Raw genomic sequence first — 17,142 nt, 5'->3', positions numbered from 1 at the left:
AGCGGGTGGCCCAGCGGGTGGCTCAGTGGACCCCGACGCCCTCGGGCGCGGACTCCGACGCCAGCTCCTCGTGCTTGACGTCGAGGAAGACCCACACGATCGCCGAGGCCGCCAGCATCATCAGCGACCCGACGAAGAACGCCATCGTGGCGCCCTCGGTGAAGGAACCGAGCTGGGCCAGCTGGCCCAGCGCCCCCTGGTCGAGCTGGGGCGCGGCGGCCGCGATCGAGGGCGCGATCTCGTCGGCCCGCGTCTGCGCGAAGTGCAGCGACACCGTGCTGAGCGTCGCCAGGCCGAGCGCGCCGCCCACCTGCTGCATGGTGTTGAGCACGCCGGACCCGATGCCGGTGTCCTGGGCGCGCAGGTGGTGCACCGCGACGAGGGTCAGCGGCACGAAGTTGAGCCCCATGCCGAGGGCCATCAGGACGACGAAGGGCAGCACCTGCGTCCAGTAGCTGACGTCGTCACCCAGCGCCACGCCCTGGCCGCCCATCGACGCGGGCAGCGAGGCGAGGATGGAGGCCGGGTCCTCCGGCACCGTGATCCGGCTGAAGCCGTAGAGCGCGAGTGCCGACAGCAGCGTGCCGACGCCGGAGAGGTAGCGCGGGTCGACGTGGCTGATCAGGCGCGAGGCCGCGGTGGCGGAGATGATCATCGCGATCGAGAAGGGCAGGAACGCCACGCCGGTCTGCAGTGGGGAGTAGCCCACGACGAGCTGGATGAACAGCGAGAGGAAGAAGAACATCGCGAACATCGCGGCCGGCACGATCATCATCACGGCGAACGCGGCCGCACGGTTCTTGCTGCGGAAGATGCGGAACGGCATCAGCGGGTGCTCGGCGCGCGACTCCAGGAGCAGGAAGACACCGAGCAGCGCCACGCCCGCGACGAGGCTGGCCACGGTGGTGGTGTCGTCCCAGCCGTAGCGCTCGTCGCCCGCGCGGGACAGGCCGTAGACGATGGCGAGCAGGGCGCCGGTGCCGGTGATCGCGCCGGGGACGTCGAGCCACCCGGAGTGGCGCTCGGACTCGTCGAAGAAGCGCGGGGCGAAGAACGCCGCGGCCAGGCCGATCGGGACGACGATCAGGAAGGTGTAGCGCCAGCCCTCGAGGCCGAGGATCGGGTCGAGCCCCGTCAGCCAGCCGCCGAGGATGAGGCCCACCGCCGCGCCGACGCCGGCCATGGCGGCGTACACGGCGAAGGCGCGGTTGCGCTCCCTGCCGGCCGGGAAGGTGGTGGTGATCAGGGCGAGGGCCGCGGGGGAGGCCAGGGCGGCGCCGAGGCCCTGGAAGCCACGGGCCGCGAGCAGCATGACCTCGTTGGAGGCGAAGCCGCCCACGAGCGAGGCGACGGCGAACAGCAGCACGCCGACGATGAAGATGCGGCGACGGCCGTAGAGGTCGGCGAGCCGGCCACCGAGCAGCAGGAAGCCGCCGAAGGTCAGGGCGTAGCCCGTGACGATCCACTGCAGGTTGGCCTGGTCGATGTCCAGGTCGGTCCCGATGTAGGGGAGGGCGATGTTGGCGATGGTGCTGTCGAGCACCACCATCAGCTGCGCCAGGGAGATGAGCACGAGCGCCCAGCGCAGCCGCTTGTGCTGCTCGGGGGTCACCTCGTCGGCGGTGAGGGTGCTGTCGGTCATGGGACGTCCTTCGGGATGGTCGTGCGGGTCGAGTGGAGCAGAGGGGTCCGACAGCGGCGCCGGACGTGGTGGTCGATCAGTCGGTGGGGCGCGCCGGGCCGTGGAGCGCGGCCGGGAGGATCACCTCGTCGAGCACCCGGCCCACGAGGTCGGGCGTGACGGCTTCGCCGAGGAGGAAGGCCCGGTGCAGCACGATGCCGGCGAGCGAGGGGCCGAGGATCGTGAGGTCCGCGTCGGGGTGGACCTCCCCGCGCTCGCGGGCACGCTCGTAGATCCCCCGTGACGCGGCGATCTTGGGGCCGATGAAGTCGCGGCGGTAGATCTCGGCGAACTCCGGGTCGCGGCCCATCGCGGTGACGACGGCGGCGAGGACCGCTTGGGCCCGGGGGTCGCTGATGCCTCCGCTGCCGCAGTAGGCCGCGAGGAGATCGCCTCGCAGGGTGCCCGTGTCGGGCGCCGTCGTTGCCGTGGTGTGGTGCTGGGTGACCGCGGCGACGACGAGCTCGGGCTTGCCGCGCCACCGTCGGTAGAGCGTGGCCTTGGACGCCTTCGCCCGGATGGCCACGGCGTCCATGGTGAGCAGGTCGTAGCCGACGTCGGCAAGCACCTCGAGGGTCGCGTCGAGGATCTCGAGCTCGCGCTCGCCCGCCACGCGTGGTCGGGTGCCGGTCTCGGTCGGGGTCACGACTGCTCCTCGGTTCAGGGTGGTGCTGGAAGACGATGAACTGGAAGACGATGAAACGGAACGGTTTCGTATCCGCCAACGTCAGGCTAGGCGGATCCATTCCGATGGAACAAATGAGTTTCATCCGGTCCAGACCACCGGGTCCCGCGTGGTGTCGGAGCTCACCGGCAGACTGTGCCCATGAGCACGTCCGAGCAGCCCGACCTCGAGGCCACCGACGCCCCGGCGGCGTCCGTGGCGTCTGCCCCGCCCGAGGCGCGCGAGCGTCACCAGGAGCTCAGCGAGCAGGTGGACGACGCGCGCTGGCGCTACTACGTCCTCGACGACCCGACGCTGTCCGACGCCGAGTTCGACCTGCGGCTGCGCGAGCTCGAGTCACTGGAGGAGCGGTTCCCCGAGCTGCGCACCCCCGATTCGCCCACGCAGAAGGTCGGCGGGGCGGTGTCCACCGAGTTCACCGCTGTCGACCACCTCCAGCGGATGGAGAGCCTCGACAACGCCTTCACCTTCGAGGAGCTCGGCGCGTGGCACGCGCGCATCCTGCGCGAGGGCATCGAGTCGCCCGCCCTGCTGTGCGAGCTCAAGGTCGACGGCCTCGCGATCAACCTGCTCTACGAGGACGGCCGCCTCCTGCGCGCGCTGACCCGCGGCGACGGGCGCACCGGCGAGGACGTGACGCCCAACGTGCGGACCATCGCCTCGGTGCCGCACCGGCTGACCGCGACCGACGAGCACCCGGTGCCGGCGCTGCTCGAGGTCCGTGGCGAGGTGTTCCTGCCGACGCATGCCTTCGAGCGGCTCAACGCCTCCATGGCCGACGCCGGCCGGCCGATGTTCGCCAACCCCCGCAACGCCGCGGCGGGCTCGCTGCGCCAGAAGGACCCGCGCGTCACCGCGACGCGTGACCTCGGCATGGTCTGCCACGGCATCGGCGCGCGCGAGGGCTTCGAGCCGACCTCGCAGAGCACGGCGTACGACGCCCTGCGCGCGTGGGGACTGCCGACCTCCGACCAGGTCAGGGTGCTGCCGACGCTCGCGGAGGTGGAGGCCTGGATCGAGCACGTGGGGGAGCACCGGCACACCATCGTTGAGCACGAGATCGACGGGCTCGTGGTCAAGGTGGACGACGTGTCCCTGCAGCGACGCCTGGGCTCGACGAGCCGAGCACCGCGCTGGGCCATCGCCTACAAGTACCCCCCGGAGGAGGTCAACACGCTGCTGCTCTCGATCGAGGTCAACACCGGGCGCACGGGCCGGGTGACCCCCTTCGGCGTCATGGAGCCCACCAAGGTGGCCGGGTCCACCGTCGAGCGTGCCACCCTGCACAACGCCCACGAGGTCCGGCGCAAGGACGTGCGGCCGGGTGACACCGTCATCCTGCGCAAGGCGGGCGACGTCATCCCCGAGATCCTCGGGCCCGTGCTCGCCCTGCGTCCCGAGGGCCTCGCCGAGTGGGTGATGCCCACCCACTGCCCCTCCTGCGGCACCGAGCTCGTGCAGCAGAAGGAGGGCGACAAGGACCTCCGCTGCCCCAACCACCGCAAGTGCCCGGCACAGCTCCTCGACCGCGTCTTCCACGTGGCCGGTCGCGGTGCCTTCGACATCGAGGGGCTCGGCTCGGAGGCGGCCCACGCGCTCCTCGACGCCGGCGTGATGGAGGACGAGGGCGACATCTTCGACCTCACCGCCGACAAGCTGGTCCGCACCCAGCTGTTCACCCGCGCCCCGAAGAAGGGGGAGGAGGGCCCGCAGCTCTCGGCCAACGGCCAGCGGCTGCTCGACAACCTCGCCACCCGGCTCGACGTCCCGCTGTGGCGGGTCGTGGTCGCGCTGTCCATCCGCCACGTCGGCCCCACCGCCGCCCGTGCCCTCGCCACCGAGCTCGGGTCGATGGCGGCGATCCGCGACGCCTCCGAGGAGGAGCTGGCCGGGACCGAGGGCGTCGGGCCCACGATCGCCGCCTCGGTGCGCGAGTGGTTCGACGGACCGGAGGCCGACTGGCACAACGAGATCGTGCGCAAGTGGGCGGCCGCCGGCGTACGCATGGCCGACGAGCGGGACGAGTCCGTCCCGCGCACGCTCGAGGGCCTCACGATCGTGGCCACCGGGTCCCTCCAGCACTACACCCGCGACTCGGTGAAGGAGGCGATCATCAGCCGCGGCGGCAAGGCGTCGGGGTCGGTGTCGAAGAAGACCGACTACGTGGTGGTCGGGGACAACGCCGGGTCCAAGGCCGACAAGGCCGAGCAGCTCGGGGTGCCGGTGCTCGACGAGGACCAGTTCACGCTGCTGCTGGAGAAGGGGCCCGACGCGCTGGAGGTTTGAGACGGGCCGTCACGGGTCACAAGACCGGGAACGAACCGATCCCGGGAGTCAGCATGCGCCTCGTCCGTCACCTCGTGCCCGCCGTCGTCGCGACGGCCGGTCTCGCGGCACCCCTCGCGGTCGCACCGACCGCCCACGCCGCTCCGAGCTGCGCCGGGCTGAGGGCCACCATCGTGGGCGACGACCGCGCCAACGCCCTCACGGGCACGCCGCGGCGCGACGTGGTGGTCGCTCGTGGCGGCAACGACACCATCCGCGGTCTCGGCGGCAACGACGTCATCTGCGGCGGTGACGGCGCCGACACGATCCTCGGTGGTGAGGGCGACGACCGCCTCTACGGCGAGACCGACCTGGTGCGGCTCGACCAGTTCGGCCGGGTCGTCAAGAAGGGCGACACCCTCTCGGGTGGCGCCGGCGACGACACCATCGACCTGGGCTTCGACGCGCGCCCCGCCAGCGAGGGCACCGCGGTCCTGCTCGACGGCGTCACCTACGTCAACGCGGTCGCCCCGGTCGTGGTCGACTTCGGCGCTGCCGCGACCGTCCCGATCGCCGCCGACGGCAACGACACCGTCACCGGCTTCAACGGCGGCATCCGTCTGGTCGGGTCACCCTTCGGCGACACGGTCAAGGGCACCAACTCCGCCGACGTCGTCGCCGCGCGCGGCGGCGACGACACCGTCTTCGGACGGGGTGGCGACGACACGGTGGTCGCCGATGCCTCGGGCGCCGTCGGCAACGACCGGCTCTACGGTGACGCGGGCGACGACGCCCTGTCCGGGACCCTCGGCTCCGACACCTTCGTCGGGGGCAGCGGCGCCGACGTGCTCACCTCGACCTCCGAGCTCCACCAAGAGCTCCGCGGCGGCAGCGGCGTCGACACCGTGACCTTCCCCATCCCCGCCGAGTCCGGCTTCTCGGCTCGCGGCCACGGCGGCCAGGACAAGCTCCGGCTGCTGCCCAACTCCAACCCGGCGATCAAGCCCACCCTGCGCATCGACCAAACGGGGAGGACCACGGTCCGCGACCTCCCCTTCACCATCGAGGGGAAGATCAACGGCTTCAGCGACGTCGTGCTGCCGGCCCGGACGCTGTCGATCTTCAAGGGCAGCAACGACTCCGAGGTCATCACCGCCCACCCCGACTACCGCGCGCTGATCTACGGCCGCGGCGGGGCCGACGTGATGACCGGCTCCCGGCAGCCCGACCGCCTCGACGGCGGACGTGGCTTCGACATCGCCCGCGGCCGCGGCGGCAACGACACCTGCAAGGCGGCCGAGAAGCGCTCCAGCTGCTGAGCGCCCGACCCAGCGCGTCTGCTTCCCCCGCGGCCTCGCACGGGGGCACGATGCCTCCATGGCGCGCACCAGCAGGCTGCTCGTGCTCGCAGTGGCCTGGGCGGTGCCGGTCTGCTGGACCGTCCTCGCGCTGCTGGCCGGGCCGTCCGACGGCACCAGCCTCTCCTCGAGGCTCCTGCCGTCGGCGGGCGCGCGCTGGGACGACACCGTCCGCGTCGCGACGACCTACGGGGACACCCCGCTCCGGCCGGGCGACGAGGTGCAGGCCGTCGACGGACGGCCGCCGGCCGACTGGTTCGGCGACGGCGACGGGGGCGGCGTACGACGCGAGGTGGGCGACGTCGTCCGCTACGAGGTACGCCGCAGCGGTGCCGGCCTCGACCTGATCCAGCAGGTCGACGTCACGCTGCACCGCTACCCGCTCGCCGCGGCCGTGGAGAGCGCCCCGCACGTGGTGCTCCTGCCCGGCCTGCTGCTCGTGCTGGGGTCGCTGGTCTTCTGGGCCCGGCCGGCGGCCGCCTCCGCCCGGGCGTTCCTGGCGGCGGTCGCGCTGCTGCCGGCCGCGATCACCTCGACCCCGCTGGGGCTGGGCGTCATCGACCTCGCCGGCGCCCGTGGCGTCTGGCCCCAGGTGGTCGGGGAGGCGATGGCCGCGCTCGGGCTGGTGGCGCTCCTGCTCTCGGTGGCGCTCCTGACGCGACTGGGTGCCGGTGGCCGGTGGGTGATGCTCGTGCTGCTCGCGGCGCCCCTGCTCGGCTATGCCGTCTGGCTGGCGGTGCGCCTCGGCGGCGCCGACCCGGCCCTCGAGCGCCTGTCGCTCGCGGCGACCGTCTGGGCGCCCGCCCTCTGGGCCGCTGTCCCGGCCCTGCTCGTGGTCGCGACCCTCGCCTACACGGGGGCACGACACCGGACCGACGTCCTCGCGACCCGGCTCGCGCTCCTCGGCGTCGGCGCCGGGGTCGCCGCGTGGCTGGTCCTCGGTCCGGTGCCCGCCCTGCTGACCGGCGAGCCGTTGGTGCGCGAGGACCTCCTCGTCCTGCTGGGCGGAGGGCTCGCCCTGGCCTGCGTCGCGGCCGCCACCGGGCACTACCACCTCGGCGAGATCGAGCCGAGGGTCCGGCGCGGGCTCGTCCAGGCGCTCGTGCTGCTCGTCATCGGCGCCGCCTTCGTCGGCATGGTGCGCGCCGTCGACGCCGCAGCGGACATCTCCGTCGGCTCGATGCTGGCCGGCGGCCTGCTGGCGCTGCTCCTGCTTCCGGCGGCCGTCGCGGTGCAGCGCACCGTGCGCCGGATGGTCTACGGCGACCGGGAGTTCCCGCACCGGGTGGTCTCCGACCTGCGCCGGCTCGACGCGCTGACCGCGCCCGAGGACGCCCTGCGTGAGGCCCTCGAGCTGCTCGCGCGCCGCCTCCACCTGTCCTTCGCGGCCGTCGACGTCCTCGCCACGCCGACCTCGGGCCCGGTCGCCGCCGCCATCGGCACCCCGGCCGGCACGCCCGCGACCGTCGACCTGTCCGTCGGCGGCACGACCGTGGGTCACCTACGGCTGGAGGTCGATGCCGGTCACGACCCCTTCGGCCCCGGCGACCGGAGGCTGCTCGAGGACGTGGGGACCCAGGTGGGCGCCCTCGTGCAGGCGGTCACGGCCAACCGCGAGCTGCAGGTGTCCCGCCAGCGGCTCGTCGCCGCCCGGGAGGAGGAGCGTCGCCGGCTCAGGCGCGACCTGCACGACGGGCTCGGGCCCTCGCTCGCCTCGCTCGCGATGCGCCTCGAGACGGCCACCGACCTGATCGAGGACGACCCCGGTCAGGCGGCCGACCTCGTCGGGCGGCTCGCCGACCAGGCCCGCGAGGGCATCGGCGAGGTACGCCGGCTGGTGGAGGGCCTGCGTCCTCCTGCGCTCGACCAGCTGGGCCTGGTCTCGGCGCTGCGCCACCGGGCGGCGGAGCACGGCAGCGGGACGGGCACGGTGCCGTGGACGGTGGAGGCCGACGACGACATCGAGCCGCTCACGGCGGCGGTGGAGGTCGCGGCCTACCGCATCGTCGTCGAGGCGGTGACCAACGCACAGCGGCACAGCGGCGCCGACCGGTGCGTCGTACGCCTCTCGCGGGACGACGGGGACCTCCGCATCGAGGTGTCCGACACGGGTGCGGGGCTGGCTGAGGACCGCCGTCCGGGTGTAGGCCTGTCCTCGATGCGGGAGCGGGCCGAGGAGCTCGGCGGCACCTTCGAGGCGGGGGACCGCCCCGGCGGCGGCACCGTGGTCCGGGTCCGGCTGCCGCTCGACCAGGGATGACGGGGACGACGAGTCCCCGCGCGAGCAAGGAGGAGCGATGGACGGCTACCGGGTCCTGATCGCCGACGACCACGAGGAGTTCCGGCGCGGGTTGGAGGCGTTGCTGGCCGCCACGCCCGACGTGGAGGTGGTCGGGACGGCCTCCGACGGCGCCATGGCGATCGCCCTGGCCCTCGACCTCCAGCCCGACGTGGTGCTGATGGACCTGCACATGCCGCGGGTCAACGGCGTCGACGCGACGGCGCAGATCGTCGCCTCGTCGCCCCACATCGGGGTGCTCGTGCTCACGATGATGGAGGACGAGGAGTCGGTGTTCGCGGCCGTGCGCGCCGGGGCACGCGGCTACCTCCTCAAGGGCGCGCGCCGCGGCGAGATCACCCGGGCGGTGCAGGCGGTGGGCGCCGGCGAGGTGATCTTCGGGCCCGGCATCGCTGACCGCGTGATGGCCTACTTCGCGGGCGCCCGCAGCCGGCCGGTCGCCGACGCGTTCCCCGACCTCACCGAGCGGGAGCGCGTGGTGCTGGGGCTCATCGCCGAGGGCAAGGAGAACGGCGAGATCGCCCGCCAGCTGGGCCTGTCGATCAAGACCGTGCGCAACCACGCCAGCAACATCTTCACCAAGCTGCAGGTGGCCCACCGGGCGCAGGCGATCGTGAAGGCGCGCGAGGCCGGGATGGGCTGAGCGGCGCCGGGGGGGTAGGTCAGCCCGACCCGTCGCGACAGCCGCCCTGGAGCCGTGCGTCGGTCCGGGCGTCGTCGCCGACGGCACGCGCCTGGGCGACGTCGGGGTAGACGACGGACGCGCCGTCCTCGGTGCCGAACGTGCCGGTGATGATGCAGCCGTCGGTGCGAGCCGGGTCGACCGTGGTCAGCGCCTGGACGAGCCGGTAGACCTCCGTGGGCGACATGTCGGTCTGCAGGCCGCCGAGCGCGGCGAGCGCGACCTCCTCCATGAAGCCCTCCTGGTCCTCGGCGTCCCGCAGCCGCTCGAGCGTCGCCAGGAGCAGCCGCTGGTGGTTGGCCACGCGCTCGAAGTCGCTGCCACCCGGGAGCGTGTCGCGGGTGCGGGCGTAGGAGAGCGCCTCGTCGGCCCCGAAGGTGTTGCGTCCCCGGCGGACCCGCACGTCGCCGTCCTCGGTGGTGAAGGCCAGCGGCGAGTCGACGCGGACGTCGCCGACGGCGCCCATCATCGACAAGAACCCCTCGAACCCGGTCACCAGCACGACGTCGGGCACGATCCCGAGCAGGTCGTCGACCTCGCGCGCGACCCCCTCGGGCCCTTCGTCGCGCAGGGCGGTGTTGAGGCGGGCCCGGCCGTCGCTCAGCTCGACGTAGAGGTCACGGGGGAGGCCGATGGCGACGGCCCGGCCGGTGTCGAGGTTCACCCCGACGAGCTGGATCGCGTCCGTCAGGCCCGCCGTCACGTCGTCCCCGGCGGCCTCGGAGCCGAGGGCGAGGACCCAGACGACGCCGTCGCCCGCGTCGACCGCCTTGGCGGTGCCGATCGTCGTCAGGCTGATGGTCGTCGGGTGCACGGAGCCGGACGGCACGGCGAGCACGACGCCGGCGAGGAGCGCCAGGCGGGCGGTCGTGCGTCGGAGCCACCTCATGACGCGCTCCCCGACTCGGCCTCGGCGGGCGACTGGTCGCCGTCGTCGAAGGTGACGTCGTAGCCGAAGATCGACCACTCGTCCTCGGCGACGGCCTCGAGCAGGAAGCGTCCGTCGAGCGCCAATGGACGCGTCGAGCCGTCCTCCATCGTGGCCTCGAAGGTGAAGTGGACCGCGGCGGTCCCGCCGTGCACCACGCCGGCCCGGTCGAGGAACGAGAGCCTGGCGTCGAGCTCGGTCGCGCGCACGGCAGTGGCGTCGCGCACCGTCGCCGCGGTGAGCAGGTCGATGTCGCGGGTGGCCTTGCGCGCGGCCACGCTGGTGAAGGACTCGAAGGCCCGGACGAACTCCTGTCGCGGGAAGTCCCCGAGGAACGCCTCCACCACGTAGTCGGAGAGGACGTCACCGACGGCCTGCTCGATCTCGGTGCGGGTCGCCTCGTCGAGGCGCTCGGCCCCGGTGACCGTCTGCACCCGCAGCGCGGCGGACTCGGCCGACGGCGTGCGGTCGTCGTCGGGCCGGTCGCCCGTCGAGCACCCGGCGACGAGCGCCGCCACCGCGACCGCGACGCCGACGCGCGCGGTCCACCCGACGCGACACGTGTGGCCCATGCCGCTCATCATGGCCGACGCAGCCTGCCGTGTCTCAGCTCGCCGGGACCGTGTTGACGGGGGAGAGGTCGAAGTCCGCCACGTTGTCCCGCGCCGGGTGCCGCCTGCCGACCGGGCCGCGGGCGAACTCCGAGACGAGGGTGTCGGTCACCGTCCGGGTGAACTCCAGCGTCGCCGTGCCGAGGGGGCGCTCGCACCGGTCGACGATCGCGCAGCCCCAGCGCAGCGTGCCGGCGGCGAAGACGCCGGCTCCGGAGCCGGTCGTGTAGTAGACCGACTGCGTGGTGGTGGTGACGCCCCGGCACGAGTACGGCGAGTGGCTGAGCACCTGCAGCGGCCGCGGCAGGCGGGCGTCGGGGTAGACGCGGTCGGCCTCCGGTCCGACGAGGCCGTGGACGTGCGTCCCGCGGCGCACGCCCGTGCCGCGGAAGCCCCACCAGTCCGGGCTGGCGACGACGTAGTCGGTGTCCACCGGGTAGCACTCGTACTGCATGCCCACCAGGTCGTGCTCGGGTCGGGGCACGGGCGGCTCGCGGAACAGGGCCGTGGCGTCGACCGAGCCCTGCGCGTAGAGCGGGTCGAGGTGGGCGGAGTGGCGGTAGCCGACGACGACCCGGGCGGGGCCGTCGGCCCCCGGCTCGAGCCGGATCCGCCAGTACATGGTGTTGGCGCCCAGGAAGGCCAGGTTGGTGCCGGCGTCGCGGGCGCCGAGGACCGCGTCGCGCATGGTGTTGGTCCAGTACTCGTCGTGGCCCATCGAGACGTAGCCGCGGGCGCCGTCGAGGGCGGACGGGTCGGTGTGGAGGTCGACGTTGGTGAAGTAGGACAGCGGGACGCCGGTCCGCTCGGCGCGCACGACGACCGGGATGGCCGCGGTGCGGTAGTCGTTGGCCCCGGTCGCCCCGTTGTAGGGCCGGTCGAAGCTCACGGCGTGGCTCGGGGTGTCGCCGTTGGCGCCGGCGTAGAGGCTGTAGCCGCCCCATTCGTTGTAGGCCTGCCAGGTGGTGACGGGCGCGACCAGCGCGACGGTCCCCCTCGCCGACTCCGAGGTGACGACGTAGGGCACCTGCGTCTCCCAGCCGGTGTCGGTGCGCAGCCGGAAGACGTAGAAGCCGGGCGCCCACGTCGAGGTGTCGACCGTGAGGTCGCGCTCCCAGGGCGCGACCACCGTGCGCCGCTCGTACGACGCCCAGCGGGGCGCCGGCTGGCGGCGGCCGCGCCGGAAGCCGGACTCCCACACGAACGCGCCGGTGCCGCCCTCGTAGGACCCGATCCGGAACGCCGCCGCCTCCCAGCCGCCCTCGGTCGTGGAGACCTTCAGCCCCACCCGGGTGCCCGGCACGCCGCTCGACTGCGTGGTGTAGGCCGCGACCTCGCCCCGGAATGACGGCCGGCTCACCCGCCAGTCCTCGGTGCCGCGGGGCTCGGGAGCGGGCTCGGGCTCCGGCGGCTCCGTCGCCGCCCGGTCCGCCTGGGCCCGCGGCAGGCCGATCGCGACCCCGACGTCGCCCCCGCCGTCCTTGCCGACGCGCTCGGCGGCCCCGCACCCGGTCGCCAGCCCCATGACCAGCACCAGGACCGTCACCAGCACCCCGACCACCGTCGTCCGTCCTGCCCGCATCGCCGTCTCCTCGGCCCGTGGCGGCGGAGGGTCCCGACGCCGTGACCACGACGCTCGTGCGCGGGCGCATCCCGACGCATGGGGCCGCGATCCCGGGCGGCCGGGACGGTGCGGACCACGGTCCCGACCGGGGGCGGGTGCGGCGGGGGCGGGGACCTAGGATCAACCCCATGCCCGAGATTTCCCGGGACGAGGTGGCCCACCTGGCCATGCTCGCCCGCATCGACCTCTCCGACGCCGAGCTCGACCACCTGGCGCCCCAGCTGAGCGTCATCCTGGAGTCGGTGGCCTCCATCAACGGGGTCGCGGGCGACGACGTCCCGCCCACCTCGCACGCCCTGCCCCTGACCAACGTCTTCCGCGAGGACGTCGTCGTGCCGAGCCTGACGGCCGAGGAGGCGCTGTCCGGAGCGCCCGCCGTGGAGGACCAGCGCTTCTCCGTCCCGCGGATCCTGGGCGAGGAGGCCTGATGAGCGACATCACGCGCAGCACCGCGGCGGACCTGGCCGCGCAGCTGTCTGCCGGCGAGATCACCTCCGTCGAGCTCACCGAGGCCCACCTCGACCGCATCGACGCCGTGGACACCCGACCTGATGGACGCGGTGTGCACGCCTTCCTGCACGTCGACCGTGACGGCGCCCTCGCCGACGCCGCCGACTCCGACGCCCGCAGGGCCCGCGGCGAGGCACGTGGCCCGCTCGACGGCGTACCGATCGCGGTGAAGGACGTGCTGACCACCCGCGGTCTGCCCACCACGTGCGGCTCGAAGATCCTCGAGGGCTGGGTCCCGCCCTACGACGCGACCGTCGTCGCGCGGCTGCGCGAGGCCGGCCTGCCCATCCTCGGCAAGACCAACATGGACGAGTTCGCGATGGGCTCCTCGACCGAGCACTCCGCCTACGGCCCGACCCGCAACCCGTGGGACCTCGACCGCATCCCGGGCGGGTCCGGTGGCGGCTCGGCTGCCGCCGTGGCCGCCTTCGAGGCCCCCCTCGCCATCGGCACCGACACCGGCGGCTCGATCCGCCAGCCCGGCGCGGTGACCGGCACGGTCGGCGTGAAGCCGACCTACGGCGGCGTCTCGCGCTACGGCCTGGTGGCGCTGGCCAACAGCCTCGACCAGGCCGGACCCGTCACCCGGACCGTCCTCGACGCGGCGATGCTGCACGACGTCATCGGCGGCCACGACCCGCGCGACTCCACCTCCATCCAGCAGGACTGGCCGTCCTTCACCGAGGCGGCGAGGGCCGGCGCCTCGGGCGACATGAGCGGCGTGAAGGTCGGCGTCATCACCGAGCTCGCCGGCGAGGGCTGGCAGGCGGGCGTGATGGCGCGCTTCCAGGAGTCGGTCGACCTGCTGGTCAAGGCCGGCGCCGAGGTCGTGGAGGTGTCGTGCCCCTCCTTCGTGCACGCCCTCGCCACCTACTACCTGATCCTCCCGGCCGAGGCGTCGAGCAACCTCGCGAAGTTCGACGCGATGCGCTTCGGCCTCCGCGTGACGCCGGAGGGCAACCCCAGCGCCGAGGAGGTCATGCGGGCCACCCGCGACGCGGGCTTCGGCGACGAGGTCAAGCGTCGCATCATCCTCGGCACCTACGCCCTGTCGAGCGGCTACTACGACGCCTACTACGGGCAGGCGCAGAAGATCCGCACGCTCATCAGCCGCGACTTCGACGCCGCCTTCGCCGACGTGGACGTGCTCGTGTCGCCGACGGCCCCCACCACGGCGTTCCGCCTGGGGGAGAAGCTCGACGACCCGATGGCGATGTACCTCAACGACCTCGCCACCATCCCCGCCAACCTCGCCGGCGTGCCCGGGATCTCGGTCCCCAACGGCCTCGCCGAGGAGGACGGCCTGCCCAGCGGCTTCCAGGTGCTCGCGCCGGCGCTGGCCGACGACCGGGTCTACCGCGTCGGTGCCGCTCTCGAGGCGTTGTACGCCGACCAGTGGGGCGGCCCGCTGCTCGACCGCGCCCCCCGACTGGAGACCGAGTGATGACTGCGACCGACACGACCCTGATGCCCTTCGACGACGTGCTGGCGGCCTACGACCCGGCCCTCGGCCTCGAGGTGCACGTCGAGCTCAACACGGCCTCGAAGATGTTCTGCGGCTGCCCGGCCGTCTTCGGCGGCGAGCCCAACGCCGGCGTGTGCCCGACGTGCCTCGGCCTGCCCGGCGCGATGCCCGTGGTCAACGGCAAGGCGGTCGAGTCCGCGATCCGCATCGGCCTCGCGCTGAACTGCGACATCGCCGAGTGGTGCCGGTTCGCCCGGAAGAACTACTTCTACCCGGACATGCCGAAGAACTTCCAGACCTCGCAGTACGACGAGCCGATCTGCTTCGACGGCTGGATGGACGTCACGGTGCCGACCGAGGGCGGTGAGGACGAGACCTTCCGCGTCGAGATCGAGCGCGCCCACATGGAGGAGGACACCGGCAAGTCGCTGCACGTCGGCGGGTCCACCGGCCGCATCCACGGCGCCGACTACTCGCTGGTCGACTACAACCGGGCCGGCATCCCGCTCATCGAGATCGTCACCCGTCCCATCCTCGGCGCGGGGGAGAGGGCGCCCGAGGTGGCCAAGGCCTACGTCGCCCAGCTGCGGGAGCTCATCGTCGCGCTCGGCGTCTCGGAGGCTCGGATGGACCAGGGCAACCTGCGCGCCGACGTCAACCTCTCGCTGTCGCCCAAGGGCAGCGGCACGCTCGGCACCCGCACGGAGACCAAGAACGTCAACTCGTTCCGGTCGGTCGAGCGCGCGGTGCGCTACGAGATGCAGCGCCACGCCGCGATCCTCAGCGGTGGCGGGTCGATCCTCCAGGAGACCCGGCACTGGCACGAGGACACCGGCATGACCACCAGTGGCCGTGAGAAGTCCGACGCCGAGGACTACCGCTATTTCCCCGAGCCCGACCTGGTCCCCGTCGCCCCGAGCCGCGAGTGGGTCGAGGAGCTGCGCGGCACGCTGCCCGAGAACCCGACCGCCCGCAGGGCGCGGCTGCAGGCCGAGTGGGGCTTCAGCGACATGGAGATGCGCGACACCGTCGGTGCCGGGGCGCTGGGGCTGGTCGAGCAGACCATCGCCGAGGGTGCTGCTCCGCAGGCCGCCCGCAAGTGGTGGCTCGGTGAGCTGGCCCGCCGCAGCAACGAGGACGGGGTCGACCTCGTCGACCTTCCCATCACCCCTGCCCAGGTCGCCCGCATCCAGGCGCTGGTCGACGAGAAGGTCGTCAACGACAAGCTCGCCCGCCAGGTCTTCGAGGGCGTCCTCGCGGGCGAGGGCACGCCCGACGAGGTGGTCGACAAGCGCGGGCTGGCCGTGGTGTCCGACGACGGAGCCCTCGGCGCCGCGGTGGACAACGCGATCGCCGCCAACCCCGACGTCGCCGACAAGATCCGCGACGGCAAGGTCGCCGCGGCCGGCGCCCTCATCGGCGCGGTGATGAAGGAGATGCGTGGCCAGGCCGACGCCGGCCGGGTGCGCGAGCTGATCCTGGAAAAACTCGCGGTCTAGACAACTTGTTAGTGTGCTGGCGAGTCCCACTGGTCACATCGCCAACCAAAACGCTCGCACCATCGGGGGAGTGGTTCGGCCGCTGAATGCGGTCGTGACGACCTCGGCGAGCGGGAAGGAAGTCATGCACCATCGCATCCGTCCCATCCGCACGGCCGCCGTCGCCCTGTCGACCGCGGCCCTGGGGGTCGGCGTACTCACCGCCCCTCCGGCCTCCGCGGAGCCGTCCCCGGCCCTGCGCGCCGCCAAGGCCGCCGTGAACACCGACAGCACGCCCTCGACCATCGCCGCCGACTGGATCACCGGCGAGCTCACGAACGGGCTCATGGTCACGTCCGGCAAACCCGACTTCGGTCTCACCCTGGACACCGGTCTCGGCCTGGCGAGCGTGCCGGGACACGAGGCTGGCGTCGCCGCGATCAACGCCGCCTTCGAGCCGCGCGTGAACGAGTACGTCGGCGACGGGACGAAGGAGTCCTACGCCGGACCGCTCGGCAAGGCGGCCGCGTTCTCCCGTGCGGCCGGGGAGAACCCGATCGACTACAACGGGACCAACCTGATCACGCGCCTCGAGGAGCGCACGGCCGACGTGCCGGCCGACCCGGCCGCGGAGCCGCAGGCCGCAGCGTTCGCGGGGCGGATCTTCGACAAGTCGGAGTCCGGCAACTACGCCAACGTGATCGGGCAGTCCTACGCCGTGCGTGCCCTGGCGCGCGCCGGATCCACGGAGGCGGTCGCCGCCCGCGACTTCCTGCTCAAGCAGCAGTGCGCCTCGGGCTATTTCCGGCTCAACTTCGCGAAGGCCAACGTGCCCAACCAGTCGTGCACCGAGGGTGAGGCCGGCAGCGAGGCCGACCCGGACGCGACCGCGCTCGCGGTGATCAACCTGATCGAGTCGCGTGACACCAGCCAGGTCGTCAAGGACGCGCTCGCCAAGGCCGGAGCGTGGCTCGCCGACCGCCAGCGCAACAGCGGTGCGATCCGCAGCTCCGGAGCGGATGCGCAGATCAACACCAACACGACGGCGCTCGGCGGCTACGCCATGGGCCTGCTGAAGCAGGACGAGGAGGCCCTCAAGGCGGGCCTGTGGGTGCGCAAGAACCAGCCGGTCGACAAGTACAAGTGCCGCACCGCGCTGACCAAGGACACCGGCGCCGTCGCTTTCCGCAAGGACCGGTCCAAGGCAGCCAAGGCCGGCGGCATCCCTGCCGACGGGCGCGACGAGTGGCGCCGCGCCACGGCCCAGGCGATCCTCGGCCTGCAGTTCGCCCCGGCGAGCAAGGACAGGTTCCGCATCGAGTCGGTACGCGACCAGGCTCGCGCCGGTGAGCGCGTCCAGTTCCGGGTCTACGGTCTGGCGCCCGGCGAGAGCGCGTGCATGCAGGTCAAGGGTGACTTCCGCCGCGTCAAGGGCAAGACGAAGGGCACCAAGATCGTGCGCAAGCTCCTCCTGCCGACCGGCAACCAGCGCCGTGTGGGTCTCGTGAAGACCTCTGACGACGAGGCGCGTACCTGGATCCGGGTCCGCAACTGAC

The 17,142-nt window shown here is 72.9% G+C and carries 13 protein-coding genes; 8 read left to right on the top strand and 5 right to left on the bottom strand.

The features are described 5' to 3' along the window. Positions 1-22: 22 nt before the first annotated feature. Both NCI01_RS12000 and NCI01_RS11995 read right to left on the bottom strand, forming a co-directional pair. On the bottom strand, positions 23-1,642 hold the full coding sequence (locus NCI01_RS12000; RefSeq protein WP_254181726.1) for an MFS transporter: 1,620 nt from the start codon (positions 1,640-1,642) through the stop codon (positions 23-25). A gap of 76 nt (positions 1,643-1,718) precedes the next feature. Further along, a complete protein-coding gene (locus NCI01_RS11995; RefSeq protein WP_254181725.1) occupies positions 1,719-2,327 on the bottom strand; it encodes a TetR/AcrR family transcriptional regulator in 609 nt (202 codons plus the stop codon). Positions 2,328-2,507: 180 nt separating this feature from the next. Here NCI01_RS11995 and ligA point away from each other — a divergent pair, with 180 nt between their 5' ends. Genes ligA through NCI01_RS11975 form a run of 4 tightly spaced genes read left to right on the top strand, consistent with a single transcriptional unit; the run spans position 2,508 to position 8,931 of the window. Beyond that, positions 2,508-4,652, top strand: a complete 2,145-nt coding sequence (ligA, locus tag NCI01_RS11990) for an NAD-dependent DNA ligase LigA (protein WP_254181724.1) — start codon at positions 2,508-2,510, stop codon at positions 4,650-4,652. A 53-nt stretch (positions 4,653-4,705) separates the two neighbouring features. After that, positions 4,706-5,950 carry a calcium-binding protein gene (locus NCI01_RS11985; RefSeq protein ID WP_254181723.1) on the top strand — a complete coding sequence of 415 codons (1,245 nt, stop codon included), beginning with the start codon at positions 4,706-4,708 and terminating at the stop codon, positions 5,948-5,950. A gap of 58 nt (positions 5,951-6,008) precedes the next feature. Continuing rightward, positions 6,009-8,249 (top strand): sensor histidine kinase, encoded by a 2,241-nt coding sequence (locus NCI01_RS11980; RefSeq protein WP_254181722.1) that lies wholly within the window; start codon positions 6,009-6,011, stop codon positions 8,247-8,249. Between the two features lie 37 nt (positions 8,250-8,286). Then, a complete protein-coding gene (locus tag NCI01_RS11975) occupies positions 8,287-8,931 on the top strand; it encodes a response regulator (RefSeq protein WP_254181721.1) in 645 nt (214 codons plus the stop codon). A gap of 19 nt (positions 8,932-8,950) precedes the next feature. Here NCI01_RS11975 and NCI01_RS11970 read toward each other — a convergent pair whose 3' ends face one another. From NCI01_RS11970 to NCI01_RS11960, 3 genes are read right to left on the bottom strand one after another with little or no spacing between them, the layout of a single operon-like run. Then, positions 8,951-9,859 carry an LCP family protein gene (locus tag NCI01_RS11970; protein ID WP_254181720.1) on the bottom strand — a complete coding sequence of 303 codons (909 nt, stop codon included), beginning with the start codon at positions 9,857-9,859 and terminating at the stop codon, positions 8,951-8,953. Continuing rightward, positions 9,856-10,470, bottom strand: coding sequence for a hypothetical protein (locus NCI01_RS11965; RefSeq protein ID WP_254181719.1), 615 nt, complete (start codon positions 10,468-10,470; stop codon positions 9,856-9,858). Before NCI01_RS11965 ends, NCI01_RS11970 begins: the two co-directional genes overlap by 4 nt. Before the next feature lie 34 nt (positions 10,471-10,504). Next, a complete protein-coding gene (locus NCI01_RS11960; protein WP_254181718.1) occupies positions 10,505-12,091 on the bottom strand; it encodes a N,N-dimethylformamidase beta subunit family domain-containing protein in 1,587 nt (528 codons plus the stop codon). Positions 12,092-12,261: 170 nt separating this feature from the next. Between NCI01_RS11960 and gatC the strand changes: the two genes are divergently transcribed. From gatC to NCI01_RS11940, 4 genes are all read left to right on the top strand, one after another. Continuing rightward, the gene (gatC, locus tag NCI01_RS11955; protein WP_254181717.1) at positions 12,262-12,561 is read left to right on the top strand and encodes an Asp-tRNA(Asn)/Glu-tRNA(Gln) amidotransferase subunit GatC; all 300 of its coding nucleotides are present in this window, start codon (positions 12,262-12,264) and stop codon (positions 12,559-12,561) included. Beyond that, on the top strand, positions 12,561-14,087 hold the full coding sequence (gene gatA, locus NCI01_RS11950; RefSeq protein ID WP_254181716.1) for an Asp-tRNA(Asn)/Glu-tRNA(Gln) amidotransferase subunit GatA: 1,527 nt from the start codon (positions 12,561-12,563) through the stop codon (positions 14,085-14,087). Before gatC ends, gatA begins: the two co-directional genes overlap by 1 nt. Then, the gene (gatB, locus tag NCI01_RS11945; protein ID WP_254181715.1) at positions 14,087-15,607 is read left to right on the top strand and encodes an Asp-tRNA(Asn)/Glu-tRNA(Gln) amidotransferase subunit GatB; all 1,521 of its coding nucleotides are present in this window, start codon (positions 14,087-14,089) and stop codon (positions 15,605-15,607) included. The genes gatA and gatB overlap by 1 nt, the downstream gene beginning before the upstream one ends. Positions 15,608-15,731: 124 nt before the next feature. Then, the gene (locus NCI01_RS11940) at positions 15,732-17,141 is read left to right on the top strand and encodes a prenyltransferase/squalene oxidase repeat-containing protein (RefSeq protein ID WP_254181714.1); all 1,410 of its coding nucleotides are present in this window, start codon (positions 15,732-15,734) and stop codon (positions 17,139-17,141) included. Position 17,142 lies beyond the last annotated feature (1 nt).

Origin of the sequence: Nocardioides pinisoli (genome assembly GCF_024199985.1) — a bacterium.
GTDB lineage: Bacteria > Actinomycetota > Actinomycetes > Propionibacteriales > Nocardioidaceae > Nocardioides > Nocardioides pinisoli.
This window is presented reverse-complemented; position numbering and strand designations above follow the sequence as displayed.

Coding starts and splice junctions, on each gene's coding strand:
- NCI01_RS11970 (WP_254181720.1), bottom strand. CDS start 9,859: ATGAGGTGGCTCCGACGCACGACCGCCCGCCTGGCGCTCCTCGCCGGC.
- NCI01_RS11980 (WP_254181722.1), top strand. CDS start 6,009: ATGGCGCGCACCAGCAGGCTGCTCGTGCTCGCAGTGGCCTGGGCGGTG.
- NCI01_RS11960 (WP_254181718.1), bottom strand. CDS start 12,091: ATGCGGGCAGGACGGACGACGGTGGTCGGGGTGCTGGTGACGGTCCTG.
- NCI01_RS12000 (WP_254181726.1), bottom strand. CDS start 1,642: ATGACCGACAGCACCCTCACCGCCGACGAGGTGACCCCCGAGCAGCAC.
- gatB (WP_254181715.1), top strand. CDS start 14,087: ATGACTGCGACCGACACGACCCTGATGCCCTTCGACGACGTGCTGGCG.
- NCI01_RS11965 (WP_254181719.1), bottom strand. CDS start 10,470: ATGGGCCACACGTGTCGCGTCGGGTGGACCGCGCGCGTCGGCGTCGCG.
- gatA (WP_254181716.1), top strand. CDS start 12,561: ATGAGCGACATCACGCGCAGCACCGCGGCGGACCTGGCCGCGCAGCTG.
- ligA (WP_254181724.1), top strand. CDS start 2,508: ATGAGCACGTCCGAGCAGCCCGACCTCGAGGCCACCGACGCCCCGGCG.
- NCI01_RS11940 (WP_254181714.1), top strand. CDS start 15,732: ATGCACCATCGCATCCGTCCCATCCGCACGGCCGCCGTCGCCCTGTCG.
- NCI01_RS11975 (WP_254181721.1), top strand. CDS start 8,287: ATGGACGGCTACCGGGTCCTGATCGCCGACGACCACGAGGAGTTCCGG.
- gatC (WP_254181717.1), top strand. CDS start 12,262: ATGCCCGAGATTTCCCGGGACGAGGTGGCCCACCTGGCCATGCTCGCC.
- NCI01_RS11985 (WP_254181723.1), top strand. CDS start 4,706: ATGCGCCTCGTCCGTCACCTCGTGCCCGCCGTCGTCGCGACGGCCGGT.